The following is a 14341-nucleotide window of genomic DNA, read 5'->3' as shown; positions in this document are numbered from 1 at the left end:
GGGCGGGGTGGCTGGCCGGCTGCGCCGACGTGTGGTGTGCCCGGTGCTGACCGTGCCCGCGCCCGTTCTGCCGGGCGCCTGGCTGAGGCGGCTGCGCCGGGCCGCGCCCGCGGACTTCGGGGCCGTGGACATCGGGGCCGGGGTTGCCGGGAACGCGGCGCCCCCGGCGGCCGGGTTCAGGCCCGGGCGAGGAGGAGGCCGCCCATCGTGACCATGGTCGCCGCGACGAGCCCGTCCAGGGCCCGCCAGGCCGCGGGCTTGCCGAGCGGGCCGCTGAGCAGCCGGGCGCCGTAGCCGAGCGCGCCGAACCAGGTGAGGCTCGCCAGGACGGCCCCGGCGCCGAAGGCCCAGCGGAGGTCGCCCCGGCCCGCCGCGATGGACCCGAGCAGCAGCACGGTGTCGAGGTACACGTGCGGGTTGAGCCAGGTCATGGCCAGGCAGGTCAGCACGGCCCGCCGGGCGGAGGCGGAGCCGGCGGCCCTGCCGGTGGAGTCCGCGGCGAGGGCGGCGCCCGGGTCGGGGCGCAGCACCCGGCGGCCGGCGAGGGCCCCGTAGCCGATCAGGAAGGCGCCGCCGACGAGGCCGACCAGGGTGAGGGCGGGCGGCCAGGCGGTGACGAACGCGCCGACGCCGGCCACGCCGAGGGCGATGAGCGCTGCGTCCGAGAGGGCGCAGATGGCGACCACGGCGAGGACCGACTGGCGGCGTACGCCCTGGCGCAGGACGAAGGCGTTCTGGGCGCCGATGGCGACGATGAGGGAAAGACCGGTGCCGAAGCCCGCGAGGGCCGCCGGGATGATGCCGTGTGTCATGTCTTCGACCGTAGGCAGCGGCGAGGCGAGGAGTACAGCTAAAGATTCTTACGTACCGTTAGCCGGTGTGATGGATGAGCTGCCTGTCGACCAGGTACGGACCCTGCTCGCGGTGATCGACGAGGGCACCTTCGACGCGGCGGCCGCCGCCCTGCACGTGACCCCGTCCGCCGTCAGCCAACGCGTCAAGGCCCTGGAGCAGCGGACCGGGCGGGTGCTGCTGATGCGGACCAAACCCGTACGGGCGACGGAGTCCGGCGAGGTCGTCGTGCGCTTCGCGCGGCAGCTCGTCCGGCTGGAGCGCGACGCGCGGGCCGAGCTCGGCATGGCGGAGGGCCTGGGGCCGGTACGGCTGCCGATCGCGGTCAACGCGGACTCGCTGGCCACGTGGCTGCTGCCCGCGCTGACGGGGGTGCCGCAGGATCCGCCGGTCTGCTTCGAGCTGCACCGGGAGGACGAGGCGCACGCGACCGAACTGCTGCGTGACGGCCGCGTGATGGCGGCGGTCACCTCGCAGCCGGCGCCCGTGGCCGGGTGCACGGTGCGCAGGCTGGGGGTCGCGCGGTACCTGCCGGTGGCGAGCCCGGCCTTCGCGGCGCGGCACCTGCGGGAGGCGGTGGAGCGGGACCTCCGCAGGGCGCCGGTCGTCGTGTTCGACCGGCTGGACCTGTTCCAGGACGAGTTCGTGCGGCTGGTGACGGGGGACGCGGGCGCCAGGGCCTCGGAGGTACGCCACTACGTGCCGACGTCGGAGGGGTTCTGCGATGCGGCGGTCGCCGGGCTGGGCTGGGCGATGCTGCCGCAGGCACAGGCCGGCCCGCTGGTGGAGGCGGGCGAGCTGGTGGTGATCGGGCCCGGGCGGACCCTGGACGTACCCCTGTACTGGCAGCAGTGGAAGCTGGACTCGCCCGCGCTGTCGATGGTCGCGGAGGCCGTCGCGCGGGCGGCAGCGCTCGCCTAGGCCGTCTCTTTCGGATCTTGCCTGGCCCGCGCCGCCCGGCACCGCACCTCGCCGCACTGCCGGGGCGCCCGAGCACGTCCAGTACGCGGGAGCCCCGGCAGCGCGCCGAGGCGCGGCACCGGACGACGCGGGCCTGACCGGCAAGATCCGAAAGAGACGACCTAGCGGGCGGGAGTCGCAGCCGGCGGGCGGAAGCCGTACGGGGCGCTGCCGGGTCGGGGCCGCGGCCCGGCCCCCTTGGCCTGCGAGGACCGGCCGGGCGAGGGCTTAGGCTGCGGGCATGGAGTCCTACACCATCGGCCAGGCTGCGCGGCTGCTCGGCGTCAGCGTGGACACGGCCCGGCGGTGGGCCGACGCGGAACGGTTCCCGACGCATCGGGACGGCACCCGGCGGATGGTCGACGGGCCGGACCTGGCGGCGTTCTGCGTGGAGGTCGCGCAGGAGGGCGGCGACGGGGAGGAGGCCGCGTACACCTCGGCGCGCAACGCCTTCCCCGGCATCGTGACGGGCGTGAAACTGGGCACGGTCGACGCGCAGGTGGAGATCCAGGCCGGACCGCACCGGGTCGTGTCGCTGCTGACCCGGGAGGCCGTGGAGGAACTCGGCCTTCAGGTCGGAGCGAGGGCGACGGCGCGGGTGAAGTCCACGAGCGTCTTCATCGACCGGGCCTGAGCGGCGGTTGCTCGCGCCGGAGGACACCCGTGCGGCCGACGTGCGGCCGACGTGCGGCTGACGTGCAGCCGGTGTACGACCGGCGTGGGGCCGGCGTGCGTCCGGGAGCGTCGGCGGCCCGGCCCGCTCGGGGTGCGCAGGTACGCAGCCGGGGGCTGCCCCGTGTCTGCATGGCCGGGCGCCGCTCCGCCCGCTCCGTAGCTCCGCCCGCTCCGCAGCTCCGTAGCCCCGTGGTCCGGGGACCCGCGTGCCGGTGGCACACTGGCCGGTGTTCCGCCGAAGGGGAGTACGTCCGTTGTCCATGTTCAGCAACCTGCGCCGGGCCGTGCGCCGCAGCTACCGGCGGGCCGTCGACCTCAGTCACCCGGTCCGCTCCCCGCTCGGCAGCGCCGTCGTCAACTGCATCGTGTACCGGGACGGCGTGCGCCAGGACGGCCACGGCCACGCCGATGTCGGCGAGGCGCTGCGCCGGGTCCGCAAGACGGGAGAGGGCTTCGTCTGGGTCGGCCTGCACGAGCCTTCGCAGGAGGAGCTCGCCGGGCTCGCCGAGCTGCTGGGCCTGCACCCGCTCGCCGTCGGGGACGCGGTCCAGGCCCACCAGCGGCCCAAGATCGAGCGCTACGACGAGACCCTCTTCGCCGTGTTCAAGACGGTGCGGTACGTGGAGCACGAGGAACTGACCGCGAACAGCGAGGTGGTGGAGACCGGCGAGCTCATGGCCTTCGCCGGCAGCGACTTCGTCATCACCATCCGGCACGGCGGCCGGGGCACCCTCGGGTCGGTCCGCGAGGAGCTGGAGGCCTTCCCCGAGCACCTGGCCAAGGGGCCGGTCGCCGTCCTGCACGCGCTGGCCGACCACGTGGTCGACGAGTACGTGGCCGTCACGGACGCGGTGCAGAACGACATAGACGCCGTCGAGACCATGGTCTTCAGCGAGCACGGCGGCCACGGTGACGCCGGCCGGATCTACCAGCTCAAGCGCGAACTGCTGGAACTGCGCAGGGCGGTGGCCCCGCTGGGCCGGCCGCTCCAGCAGCTGAGCACCCTGCCGATCCCGGTCATCCCGCCGGAGATGCGCACCTACTTCCGGGACGTCGCCGACCACCTGACCCGCGCCACCGACCAGATCGGCGCCTACGACACCCTCCTCGACTCGATACTGCAGGCCCATCTCGCGCAGGTGACCGTCGCCCAGAACGAGGACATGCGCAAGATCACCGCGTGGGCGGCCATCATCGCCGTCCCCACGATGGTCTGCGGGATCTACGGCATGAACTTCGAGCACATGCCCGAACTGCACTGGACCTACGGGTATCCCCTCGTGCTCGGGGTGATGGCCGTCGCGTGCTTCGTCATCCACCGGGGCTTCCGGCGCAACGGCTGGCTCTGACCCTCCCGGCGGGGCGGCGGAAAACCGGGTGAGAGTGCCCGGCCACGCCGATATGGTCGCGCGTGTTGGCGCGCAACCGCCAGGAACGGGCAGGTCGGACATGCAGCAGGTCTACGCGAACGCGACGGCGACGGCGACGGCGACGGCGACCGAGACGGCGACCGCGACGGCGACCGCGACGGCGACGGCGGAGCTGGCCGGGGAACGGGTGCGGCTGGAGCCGCTGTCGCTCCGGCACCACGACGAGCTGTGCGAGGCGGTCCGCGACGGCAGCCTCTGGGAGCTCGCGGTGACGATCGTCCCGCACCCGGACGATGTCCGGGGCTTCATCGAGGACGCGCTCGCGGCACGGGAGGCGGGCCGGCAGATCCCGTACGCGACGGTGGACGCGGCGACGGGGCGGGTCATCGGGTCCACCCGGCTGATGGCGATCGACACCGCGAACCGGCGGCTGGAGATCGGCTGGACCTTCCTCGCCGCGTCCTGGCAGCGGAGCGGTGCGAACACCGAGGCGAAGCTGCTGATGCTGACGCACGCCTTCGAGGCGATGGGGATGAACCGGGTCGAGCTGCTCACGGACGTGCGGAACGCGAAGTCGCGGGCGGCGATCACACGGATCGGGGCGAAGCCCGAGGGCGTACTGCGCCACCACATGGTCATGCGGGACGGCTGGATCCGCGATACGGCGGTGTACAGCATCACGCGCCCCGAGTGGCCGGACGTGAAGCAGGGCCTGCGGGCCCGCCTGGCGGCCCGCGCCGCCGACCGCTCCGACGGCTGAGCCAAGCCCCGCCCGGTCAGCGGGTGGCGCGGGTCAGGAAGTGGGTGGGGGCGTCCTCGTACGTGGCCACGTGCCAGCCCGCCGCTTCGAGGGCCGGGCGGAGGTTCGGTTCGGCGGTGAAGTCGCCGGGCTCGTCGGGGCTGACGGCGCGGCCGTGGCGGGCCGCGCGCTCCGCACGGCCGGAGGGGTGGAAGAGCAGCAGTTCACCGCCCGGGGCGGTGACGCGGGCCCACTCGCGCAGGGCTGCGGCCGGCTGCGGCAGGTGGTCCAGGAGCCCGGCGGCGAAGATGCCGTGGACGGCGCCGGCCGGCAGGGGGAGCCGCCCGCAGTCGGCGAGCAGCAGTCGCGCCGGCCCGCCGTGGCCCGCGCGGGCGGCGGCGTCGAGCATGGCGTGCGTGAGGTCGACGCCGATCACCGTGCCGGCGGCCCCGACCAGGGCCCGCAGTGCGGGCAGGGCGCGGCCGCTGCCGCAGCCCAGGTCGAGCGCGCGCTGCCCGGGGCGCAGCCGCATCCGGCCGACGGCGGCCTCGTAGGCCGGGGTCTGGTAGGCGAACCGCTCCTCCCAGGCGGCGGCCCGGGGCGTGAAGAAGGCGCGGGTGGCGGTGGTTTCGGCCCGCCCGGCGACCAACTCCGCGAACCGGCGCAGCAGTTCGCAGTCGGCCTCGTCGAGGACGGGCAGCCCCCAGGCGCTGGCGCCCACCCGGAACCCGTGCGGCGCGGAGCCGCCGCCGAGCACGGGGTCGGTGCCGTGGCCTCCGGCGCCGCCCGTCCTGCCCGCGGCCTCCGTGAGCAGCCGGGTTCCCTCGCCCAGCGCGAGGACGGGCACTTCGGCGGCCAGCGCCGGCCCGACGAGGGGGAGGGCGGCAGGGGTGGCGCCGGGGGAGAGGACCACCGCGTCGATCCCGGTGAGGGTGGCCGGCAGGGGGTCGTCGGCGTCGGTCCGCCGTGCGAGGATCCGCAGCCCGGCCGCCTCGATGGCGGCGGTGGGTGCGTCTCCGATGACGAGGACGGCCATCGGCGCCTCCCTTTCCTGCGTCGTGCTCGCGTTTCTGCGTCGTGCTCGCGCCCACGCGCGGGCTTGCCCGTGCCTGCCGTGGCGTGCCCCGCGACTGCCGTGTGCTTGCTATTGAGCGTGCATATGCGCTGCCAGCGGCCAGAATGGGCCGCATCTGCGTAAGTATGCCCCGGGCGGCCTCTCATATGCCAGGGGTGGATATGCCGAAATCCGCCCGGCCGGAGTGGGCCGTGCCGGGCCCTTGAGGTGGCGCGACGTCTGGTAGTAAAGTTTCCTAACGAAGTCGCCCGTGCGTCAACTCCCTGATGGAGGCACTGTGTTCACCCCCCACCGCAAGCGACTGGCCGTAAGTACCCTGCTCGGCGCCACCCTTCTCGCCGTGCCCGTCACCGCCCACGCGACCGCCGTCGCCCCCACCGCGGCGCCGGCCTCCGCGCAGGTTCCGGCCGCCGCCGTCGGACTCGACGACCCGGTGAAGAAGGACATCGCCATGCAGATCGTCTCCAGCGCCGAGAACTCCTCGCTGAACTGGAAGGCGCAGTACAAGTACATCGAGGACATAGGCGACGGCCGCGGCTACACGGCCGGCATCATCGGCTTCTGTTCCGGCACCCACGACATGCTCGAACTCGTCGAGTACTACACGCAGATCAAGCCCGGCAACGTGCTCGCCAAGTACCTCCCGGCGCTGCGCAAGGTCGACGGCAGCGATTCGCACGCCGGCCTCGACCCCAACTTCACCAAGGACTGGGTGAAGGCGGCCTCCGACTCCGTCTTCAAGAAGGCCCAGGACCACGAGCGCGACCGGGTCTACTTCAACCCGTCCGTGAGCCGCGGCAAGTCCGACGGAGTCGGCGTGCTCGGCCAGTTCATCTACTACGACGCCACCGTCATGCACGGCGACGGCACCGACTCCACCAGCTTCCGCAACATCCGCAAGCGCGCCCTCTCCAAGGCCAAGCCCCCGGCCCAGGGCGGCAACGAGACCACCTGGCTGAACGCCTTCCTCGACGCCCGGGTCTGGGCGATGAAGCAGGAGGAGGCGCACAGCGACACCAGCCGCGTCGACACGGCCCAGCGGGTGTGGCTCAAGAAGGGCAACCTGAACCTCAACACCCCCCTGGACTGGAAGGTTTACGGGGACCCGTTCCACATCGGCTGACCCTTGCTCCGAGGAGCGTGAGGCGGCGGACCGGGTCGGACTCCCGTGCCGCCCCGGGCCGCCGCCCGCCGCCGCAGCGCCCACCCCACGAGCACGGCGGCCGCCGCCAGCCCGTACGCCACCGGGATCGTCGCCCCGCCCAGCGCGCGCACCGAGACGTACGCCGCCGCCCCCGCGAGCGCTACCCCCAGCCACTCGGCGCGGCCGTCCAGCGCCACCAGCGCGATCAGCAGCAGTGCGTACCAGGAGTACCCCGGAGTCATCAGCAGGAACGCCGTTCCCGTCACCAGCAGCGCCGCGCTCCACGGCTGCTGCGGATCCCCGCGCCGCCAGACGTACGCCGTCACCGCCAGCATCCCGACCGCGACCGCGGGCACCGACCAGGAGTCCGGGAGCACCAGGCGCAGCAGTGCGTAGCGGCCGCCCGCGCCCGGGTCCTCGTACCCCTCCTCCTCGGCGTAGCCCCCCAGGTAGCCGAAGACCGACGCGCGCGAGACCAGTACGTACGGCAGGTACGCCAGGCCCACCACCGCGGCCGCGGGCAACAGCAGCGCCGCCGCGTCCCGCCACCTCCGTACGCCGGCCAGCGCGCCCGGAAGCAGCACCGCGGGCAGCAGCTTCGCCGCGATCGCCAGCCCGAACAGGGCTCCGCCGAGCGGGCGTCGGCGCACCACCACGCCCAGCGCCGCCACCGACAGCAGGACGGCGAGCACGTCGACGTGCGCGTTGTTCACCGCCTCCACCGCCACCGCGGGACACCAGGCCCAGTACGCGGCGGTACGCGGGCGCGCGCCCCGGCGGCGCTGGACCAGCAGCAGCGCCCCGGTGACGGCGAGCGCGAGCAGGGCCCCGCCGGTCTGCAGGGCCTTGTGCCGCACGCCCGGCGGGGACAGGGCGTGGACCAGCCCGAACCAGCCCTCCGCGACGGGCGGATAGACGGTGTGGACGGAAGGCCGGTTGATGCGGGTGCACACCCCCGGCTCGACGGCCACCCGGTCGGGCCCGGCGCAGGCGGCCCCGCCGCGCGGGAACAGCCAGTCGTCGCGCAGGGCCCGCAGCGCCGGATCGGCGGGGGCGTGGTCGTACGGGGAGATGCCGGCGCCCTGCACCCGCCCGTCCCAGGCGTAGCGGAAGGAATCGGTGCTGGTCAGCGGCGGCCCGGAGAGCCCCGCGGCGCAGACGGCCAGCGCACCTGCCAGCACGAGCGGGACCACGTACCGCTCCGGCACCCGCCGCAGGGACCAGGCGGCCGCGCCGAACAGCGTCCAGGCGGCCGCGTACCACCAGGTGAGCCCGGCCGGGTCGGCGAAGTAGCCCTCCTCGCGGACGGCGGGCACGAGCACGGCGGTCAGCGCGGCGAGCAGCAGCACGGTGAGGAGCGTCCGGGCGCGGGGGTGGTCCATACGGGCCAGCCTGGCAGCGCGGGGCGCCGCCGGGCGGGCGACCCGGCCCGGCGTCCGCGTTTCGTAAGGTGTCGGGCCGCCCGCGGTGGGCCCGGCGGCGCTCTCATGGAGGGCATGACTCCGCCCGTGCCGCCGTCCGTGCCGCCGCCCATGCCGCCGTCCGTGCCGCCGTCCGTTCCGCCGCCCCCACCTCCGTCCGTGCCGCCGTCCGTTCCGCCGCCCCCACCTCCGTCCGTGCCCCCGTCCGTTCCGCCGCCCCCACCTCCGCCCCCGTCGCCGCCCCCCACCCCGCCGGAACCCGGCCCCCGCTTCCCGCTGCGCCCGCCCGCCTTCGGAGGCCGGCTGCACGACGCCCGCACCGCCACGGCCATCGGCCGCTGGCTCGGCGTGGCCTTCGCGGTCTGCTTCGCGACCGGCCTGATCAGCCACTACCTCCAGCACCCGCCCGGCTGGGCCGCGGACTCGCTGCCCAGCCGCCCGGTCTGGGGCTACCGGCTCAGCCAGGGCCTGCACATCGCCACCGGGCTCGCGGCGATCGTGCTCCTGCTGGCCAAACTGTGGACGGTGTACCCGAGGCTGTTCGTATGGCCCCCGGTGCGCGGTGTCCGGCACGGGCTGGAGCGGCTGTCGGTGGCGGTGCTGGTGGCCTCCGCCGTCCTCCAGGTCTTCACCGGACTCCTCAACATCGCCGAGTGGTACCCGTGGCCGTTCGGCTTCATCCAGACGCACTTCGCGCTCGCCTGGGTCGTGACCGGCTCGATTCTCCTGCACCTGGCCGTCAAAGCCCCCGAGATCAAGGCCCACTGGAGCCGCCGGTCGCCCGGAACGCTCCGACTGCCCGCCCAGGACGGTCCGGACCGGCGTTCCCTGATGCTCGGCGTCGGCGCGGCCGTCGGAGCGGTCACCCTCACCACCGTCGGCCAGTCCTTCACCCCGCTCAAGCGGCTCGACCTGCTCGCGCCGCGGCACCCCGACCACGGACCGCAGGGGCTCCCGGTCAACCGCACGGCCGCGGCCGCCGGGGTCACAGAGCGGGCGATGCGGGACTGGCGGCTGGAGGTGCGCGGCCCCACCCCCTACACCCTGACGCTCGATCAACTCCGCGCCCTGCCCAGGACGCAGGCGCGGCTGCCGATCGCGTGCGTGGAGGGCTGGAGCGTGGAAGCGCGCTGGAGCGGCGTCCGGATCCGCGACCTGATGGCCCGGGCGGGCGCCCCGTCCGGGGCAGGACTGAGGGTCACCTCGCTGGAAACGGCCGGCTCCTACCGGGTGATGGAGATGGGCCGCGACTACGCCGAGGACCCGCTGACCCTGCTCGCGCTGGAACTGAACGGCCAGACCCTGACCGCCGACCACGGCTACCCGGCGCGCGTCATCGCGCCGAACCGGCCCGGAGTCCTGCAGACCAAATGGGTCACCCTGCTGGAGGTGCTGTGAAGAGCGTGCGTCTGCTCCTGGGCGGCGCCGGACTGCTGTTGATCGCCGTCGGCGGCCGGCTGCTGGCGGAGCTGCCCGACCCCCTCGACGTGCTGGTGTGGATGGGCGGGGCGGTCGTCCTGCACGACGGGATCATCGCGCCCCTCGTGCTGGCGGCCGGCCTCGCCGTCGCCGCCGTGCCCGCGCGGGGCCTCGTACGGGGAGCCCTGCTGACGGCGGGCGTGCTCGTACTGGTCACCCTGCCCCTGCTGCTGCGACCGGGGACGCCGCCGAACCCGTCGGCCCTGCCGCTGCCGTACGGACGGAACCTGCTCCTGGTGCTCGCGGCGGTGGCGGTCGCCGCCGGGGCGATGGCGGCCGTGGGCAGGTGGCGCAGCTCACGGCCCGGACCCGGCGAAGCCGCCCCGGCGGCATCGGGGGACAAGTAGCTCAGTCGGCGCTCCCGCCGCCGCCCCGCTCGACCGGGATCCACAGCTGGGAGTCGGTCTCCGCGCCGATCTCCACCGGCTGCGTCCGGAGGAACTCCGGACCCGGCCGGCTCGCGTACGGGTTCGAGGGGAACCACTGGGTGAACACGTCTCGCCACAGCTCCTGGAGGGAGCTCGGGTAGGGCCCGCGGTTGTCGAAGACCGCCCAGGTCCCGGCCGGCACGTCGAGGGCGTCGAGCTCCTCGGCGGCCGTCTCCGGGGCGGTCGCCACACCGACCCAGTAGTCCACCTCGGCGCCCTCCTCCCGGCTGTCGCTCAGGTGCACCACCGCCGAGAAGATCCCCTCCGGCTCCTGGCCGGCCAGCGCCTTCATCCGCACGACCGCCTGCTCGTCCAGGCTCTCCACGTGGGCCGTGGCAGCCGCGTTGGGCCCCTCGTGCACCAGCGGCACCCGGGCCTTCCTGCCGACGACCCGGAAGGATTCCTTCTCCACGATCCGGTACCGCATGGCCGTACTTCCCTCGACGACGACACGGAAGGACATGCGGGGCTGCGCCGTGAGCACCGCGCCCGTGCGCCGGGCCTCGCCCGGCCCGATGCCGTGCACCGACCGGAACGCCCTGGCGAACGCCTCGCCCGAGCCGTACCCGTACCGCACCGCGACATCGAGCAGCGTCAGCTCCCCGGCCAGTACCTCCGCCCCGGCGAGCGTCATCCGCCGGCGCCGGACGTAGACCGCGAGGGGCATCCCGGCGAGCGCGGACAACAGCCGCCGGAAGTGGTACTCCGACACCGCGGCGATCCGGGCCACCTCGGCCATGTCGATCTCCCGGTCGAGGCGGGACTCCAGGTGCTCCAACGCCTGGTTCAGCCGCTCCAGCACGCTGTCCGTCCTTCCTCGCCCACCCGACACATCCGGTGCGGGAACTGTCGGGCGGCAAGCCGTGGCGCTGCCCGAGGCTTACACCCATGAACGACATTAAGGGTTACTGCGAGCCGCGGTTCGGTGCGGTCCACGAGGCACTCGCAGGGGTGCTGGCCAAGGACGACGTGGGCGCCTCGGCGGCCGTCTACCTCGACGGCGAGCCGGTGGTCGACATCTGGGGCGGGTACGCCGACGCGGAGCGTTCCGTCGGCTGGGAGCGCGACACCCTCACCGCCGTGAACTCGACGACCAAGAACATGACGGCCCTGTGCGCGCTGATCCTGGCCGACCGCGGCCGCCTCGATCTGTCCGCGCCGGTCGCCGCCTACTGGCCCGAGTTCGCCGCGGCGGGCAAGGAGGGCGTGCTGGTGCGGCACGTACTGTCACACACCGCGGGGCTGCCGGACCTGTCCGGCGTGCAAGCGGTCGAGGAGCTCTACGACTGGGAGCGCGTGACGGCAGGGCTGGCCGCGCAGGCGCCCGAATGGGAACCAGGAACGGCCGCCGGCTATCACGCGCTCACCTTCGGGTTCCTCGTCGGGGAGATCGTCCGCCGCATCACCGGCCGCACCCTCGGAGAGTTCTTCGCGCAGGAGGTGGCCGGGCCGCTGGGCGCGGATTTCCACATCGGGCTCCTCCCGGAGCACGACCACCGCGTCGCACCGCTCATCGCGCCGCCGTCACTGACTGACGAGTACGCCGCCACCGCGCCGCCCGGACCGGACGGCGCACACCGGGAGAGCGCCGGCGTCGCCGTCCGGGTCAAGGACGTCAACTCCCCGGCGTGGCGCCGTGCGCAGATCCCCGCGGTGAACGGCTTCGGCAACGCCCGCTCCGTCGCCCTGGTCCAGTCGGTACTGGCGAACCGCGGCACGGCCGGCGGTGTGCGACTGCTGTCCCCCCAGGGGTGCGAGCCCGCCTGGCAGGAGGTGTTCGGCGGCGCGGACCGCGTTCTGGGTGCGCCGATGTCCTGGACGGCGGGCTTCGGGAAGTTCGGCAACACCTTCGGCTGGGGCGGCTGGGGCGGCTCGCTCGTCGTGAGCGATCCCGCATCACGGATGACGGTGGCCTACGTCATGAACCAGATGGTCGACCGGGACCGGCGGGAGGACGACCGCGGCATGGAGATCGTCATGGCCGCGTACGCGGGACTGCACTGACGGCGCGACGCCCCCCGGCTACGGGGCTGCGGCCCCGCGCGTCAGTACGCTGAAGGGCCGGCCCGCCGCCGTCCAGCGGCCGGCCCGGGCCCAGCCGGCCGACTCCGCGTGCCGGGCCAGGGCCGCCGGGCCGACGCGGGCCCAGGGGAAGGGCGTACCGAGGCCGCCGCGGCCGTCGGCCACCCGGACCTCGCAGCGTTCGTCCACGTCGGCCCCGTTCTCCGCCTGCGCGCACTCCACGATCAGCGAGCCGGTCACCGCGAGCACCTCGGCCGCCCGGCGCAGCAGCGCCGAGGGATCACCGCCGATGCCGATGTTCCCGTCGATGAGCAGCGCCGTGTCCCAACGCCCTTCGCCCGGAAGGGTGTCGAAGACCGACCGGTGCAAGGCGGCGCCGCCCGAGCGGGCGGTCCGGGCCACCGCCTCCGGGCTGACGTCGATGCCCAGGGCCCGGTGCCCGCGGGCGGCGAGCGCGGACACCAGCCGGCCGGGACCGCAGCCGATGTCGAGGACGGCGCCCCGGCAGCGGCCCAGCACCGTCCGGTCGGCGCCGTCCGGAGCCTCGCACCAGCGCTCCACGTCCAGCGGGAGCAGCCACCCGTCGCCCCGCCGCAGGTAGAGCGGTCCCCGGCCGCGGCGCAGGGCCACCGTGTACGGGTCTGCCGACCAGGCGGTGACCGGACCGCCGGGCCGGGCCCCGCCCGAGGTGAGCGTGGTCATCGCAGGACCGGCCGGGTGAGGCTCGCCAGCCGCGCGGCGAAGGCGCCCGCCGGGGCCTCGGCGGCGACCAGGCGGGCGTCCTCGGCGGTGTCGACGTCACGCAGCACGGGCAGCCGGCCGGTGCGCAGCCCGGCCGCGCGCAGCCGTTCGTACTGGACCGCGCCCGTCTCGGGGACCGACATCGGTACGCCGCGCAGCAGCGCGGGGTCCGGGACGGCCAGTCCGAGGGCCCAGAACCCGCCGTCGACGGCGGGCCCGAACCAGGCCTCGTACGCCGACCAGTCGACGTCGAGCAGCTCCGGCGTGACCTGCGGGGTGTCCATGCCGATCAGCAGCGCCGGCCCGTCGCAGGCCCCGAACGCGGCGGCGAGCCGCAGGTCCAGGCTCCCGGCGCACTGGGGGACCACCTCGAAGCCGGGCGGCAGCCACGGGCCGGGCCGGCCCTCCAGGACCAGGACCCGGCGCCGTGCGGGGGCCGCGGCCACGGCGGCGAGGGTGTCGGTGAGCGCGGCCCCGGCCAGCGCGGCCGCCTCGGCCGGGGTGAACGGCGGGGTGAGCCGGGTCTTGACCCGGCCCGGGACCGGCTCCTTCGCGATCACCAGCAGGGTGGTCGTGCTCATCGGGCACCGCCGGAGGGTGCACCGCCGGAGGGTGCACCACCGGAGGGTGCACCGCCGGAGGGCGTGCCCGCTCCGGCCCGGCCGGGAGCACGGCCGTCGGCCGGCTGCGCCAGGACCCGGCTCATGTCGCGCACCGCCTGCCAGGTGCCCCGCCAGGTGCCCGTCACCTTCGACTTCCCCGAGCGCGGCAGGTACGGCACGTCCACCTCCCGGATCCGCCAGCCCGCGTCTGCGGCCCGGACCACCATCTGCAGCGGGTAGCCCGAGCGCCGGTCCGACAGGTCCAGCCCGAGCAGGCCCTCCCGTCGCGCGGCCCGCATCGGGCCCAGATCGCGCAGCCGCAGGCCGGTCCGGCGGCTGAGCAGCCGGGCCAGCGCCAGGTTCCCGGCCCGGGCGTGCGCGGGCCAGGCGCCGCGGCCCTGCGGCCGGCGTCGGCCGAGCACCAGATCGGCCTCGCCCGCGGCGACGGCCGCCACGAAGCCGGTCAGCAGCCCGGGGTCCAGCGAGGCGTCGCAGTCGCAGAAGCAGACGACGTCCGCCTCGGCGGCGAGCAGCCCGGCGTGGCAGGCGGCGCCGAACCCGCGCCGGGACTCGGTGACCACGGTCGCGCCGAGGGCCCGCGCGAGCTCGGCGGAGCCGTCGGTGGAACCGTTGTCCACGACCAGGGCCCGCCAGCCGGCCGGGATGCGCGCGAGGACCCAGGGCAGGGCCTCGGCCTCGTTCAGACAGGGAAGTACGACGTCTACCGTCACGGTTTCGCTCACGGTTTCACCGTAGGAACCGGGGCCGCGCAAAAGGGCCGTGGACTCCTTACGAAACGCGGACGTCGCCCCCACGGACGCGGTCCGGGGTCC

General features: G+C 74.8%; 15 protein-coding genes. 8 read left to right on the top strand and 7 right to left on the bottom strand.

Annotated features, from left to right (window positions below):
* Nucleotides 1-176: 176 nt before the first annotated feature.
* Nucleotides 177-812 (bottom strand): LysE/ArgO family amino acid transporter, encoded by a 636-nt coding sequence (locus MTF69_RS34120; RefSeq protein WP_243340242.1) that lies wholly within the window; start codon nucleotides 810-812, stop codon nucleotides 177-179.
* 70 nt (nucleotides 813-882) lie between these two features.
* Here MTF69_RS34120 and MTF69_RS34115 point away from each other — a divergent pair, with 70 nt between their 5' ends.
* The 4 genes from MTF69_RS34115 (at nucleotide 883) to MTF69_RS34100 (ending at nucleotide 4617) form a co-directional block, all read left to right on the top strand.
* Nucleotides 883-1773 carry a LysR family transcriptional regulator ArgP gene (locus MTF69_RS34115; RefSeq protein WP_243340241.1) on the top strand — a complete coding sequence of 297 codons (891 nt, stop codon included), beginning with the start codon at nucleotides 883-885 and terminating at the stop codon, nucleotides 1771-1773.
* A gap of 280 nt (nucleotides 1774-2053) precedes the next feature.
* The gene (locus tag MTF69_RS34110; RefSeq protein ID WP_243340240.1) at nucleotides 2054-2446 is read left to right on the top strand and encodes a molybdopterin-binding protein; all 393 of its coding nucleotides are present in this window, start codon (nucleotides 2054-2056) and stop codon (nucleotides 2444-2446) included.
* A gap of 301 nt (nucleotides 2447-2747) precedes the next feature.
* Entirely contained in the window at nucleotides 2748-3836 is a 1089-nt protein-coding gene (gene corA, locus MTF69_RS34105) for a magnesium/cobalt transporter CorA (protein WP_243340239.1), read from the top strand.
* A 100-nt stretch (nucleotides 3837-3936) separates the two neighbouring features.
* The gene (locus MTF69_RS34100) at nucleotides 3937-4617 is read left to right on the top strand and encodes a GNAT family N-acetyltransferase (RefSeq protein ID WP_243340238.1); all 681 of its coding nucleotides are present in this window, start codon (nucleotides 3937-3939) and stop codon (nucleotides 4615-4617) included.
* A 16-nt stretch (nucleotides 4618-4633) separates the two neighbouring features.
* On the opposite strand, the gene MTF69_RS34095 is transcribed toward MTF69_RS34100, so the two are convergent.
* Complete coding sequence (locus MTF69_RS34095) at nucleotides 4634-5632, bottom strand: class I SAM-dependent methyltransferase (protein WP_243340237.1); 999 nt, start codon at nucleotides 5630-5632, stop codon at nucleotides 4634-4636.
* Between the two features lie 316 nt (nucleotides 5633-5948).
* On the opposite strand from MTF69_RS34095, the gene MTF69_RS34090 reads away from it, so the two are divergent.
* On the top strand, nucleotides 5949-6794 hold the full coding sequence (locus MTF69_RS34090; protein WP_243340236.1) for a chitosanase: 846 nt from the start codon (nucleotides 5949-5951) through the stop codon (nucleotides 6792-6794).
* On the opposite strand, the gene MTF69_RS34085 is transcribed toward MTF69_RS34090, so the two are convergent.
* A complete protein-coding gene (locus MTF69_RS34085) occupies nucleotides 6767-8197 on the bottom strand; it encodes a glycosyltransferase family 87 protein (RefSeq protein WP_243340235.1) in 1431 nt (476 codons plus the stop codon). The two genes, MTF69_RS34090 and MTF69_RS34085, sit on opposite strands and share 28 nt — an antisense overlap.
* A 315-nt stretch (nucleotides 8198-8512) precedes the next feature.
* Between MTF69_RS34085 and MTF69_RS34080 the strand changes: the two genes are divergently transcribed.
* Both MTF69_RS34080 and MTF69_RS34075 read left to right on the top strand, forming a co-directional pair.
* Complete coding sequence (locus tag MTF69_RS34080; protein ID WP_243340270.1) at nucleotides 8513-9634, top strand: molybdopterin-dependent oxidoreductase; 1122 nt, start codon at nucleotides 8513-8515, stop codon at nucleotides 9632-9634.
* Entirely contained in the window at nucleotides 9631-10062 is a 432-nt protein-coding gene (locus MTF69_RS34075; protein WP_243340234.1) for a hypothetical protein, read from the top strand. The genes MTF69_RS34080 and MTF69_RS34075 overlap by 4 nt, the downstream gene beginning before the upstream one ends.
* A gap of 1 nt (nucleotide 10063) precedes the next feature.
* On the opposite strand, the gene MTF69_RS34070 is transcribed toward MTF69_RS34075, so the two are convergent.
* The gene (locus MTF69_RS34070; RefSeq protein WP_243340233.1) at nucleotides 10064-10945 is read right to left on the bottom strand and encodes an AraC family transcriptional regulator; all 882 of its coding nucleotides are present in this window, start codon (nucleotides 10943-10945) and stop codon (nucleotides 10064-10066) included.
* Between the two features lie 86 nt (nucleotides 10946-11031).
* On the opposite strand from MTF69_RS34070, the gene MTF69_RS34065 reads away from it, so the two are divergent.
* Nucleotides 11032-12147 carry a serine hydrolase domain-containing protein gene (locus tag MTF69_RS34065; protein WP_243340232.1) on the top strand — a complete coding sequence of 372 codons (1116 nt, stop codon included), beginning with the start codon at nucleotides 11032-11034 and terminating at the stop codon, nucleotides 12145-12147.
* An 18-nt stretch (nucleotides 12148-12165) separates the two neighbouring features.
* Here the strand turns inward: MTF69_RS34065 and MTF69_RS34060 are convergent, their stop codons facing one another.
* Genes MTF69_RS34060 through MTF69_RS34050 form a run of 3 tightly spaced genes read right to left on the bottom strand, consistent with a single transcriptional unit; the run spans nucleotide 12166 to nucleotide 14251 of the window.
* On the bottom strand, nucleotides 12166-12867 hold the full coding sequence (locus MTF69_RS34060) for a bifunctional 2-polyprenyl-6-hydroxyphenol methylase/3-demethylubiquinol 3-O-methyltransferase UbiG (protein ID WP_243340231.1): 702 nt from the start codon (nucleotides 12865-12867) through the stop codon (nucleotides 12166-12168).
* Complete coding sequence (locus tag MTF69_RS34055) at nucleotides 12864-13487, bottom strand: DUF2064 domain-containing protein (RefSeq protein WP_243340230.1); 624 nt, start codon at nucleotides 13485-13487, stop codon at nucleotides 12864-12866. Before MTF69_RS34055 ends, MTF69_RS34060 begins: the two co-directional genes overlap by 4 nt.
* Nucleotides 13484-14251, bottom strand: coding sequence for a glycosyltransferase family 2 protein (locus MTF69_RS34050; RefSeq protein WP_243340229.1), 768 nt, complete (start codon nucleotides 14249-14251; stop codon nucleotides 13484-13486). Before MTF69_RS34050 ends, MTF69_RS34055 begins: the two co-directional genes overlap by 4 nt.
* Nucleotides 14252-14341: the final 90 nt, after the last annotated feature.

Origin of the sequence: Streptomyces sp. AP-93, assembly GCF_022808175.1 — a bacterium.
In the GTDB taxonomy this organism is placed as follows: domain Bacteria; phylum Actinomycetota; class Actinomycetes; order Streptomycetales; family Streptomycetaceae; genus Streptomyces.
This window is presented reverse-complemented; position numbering and strand designations above follow the sequence as displayed.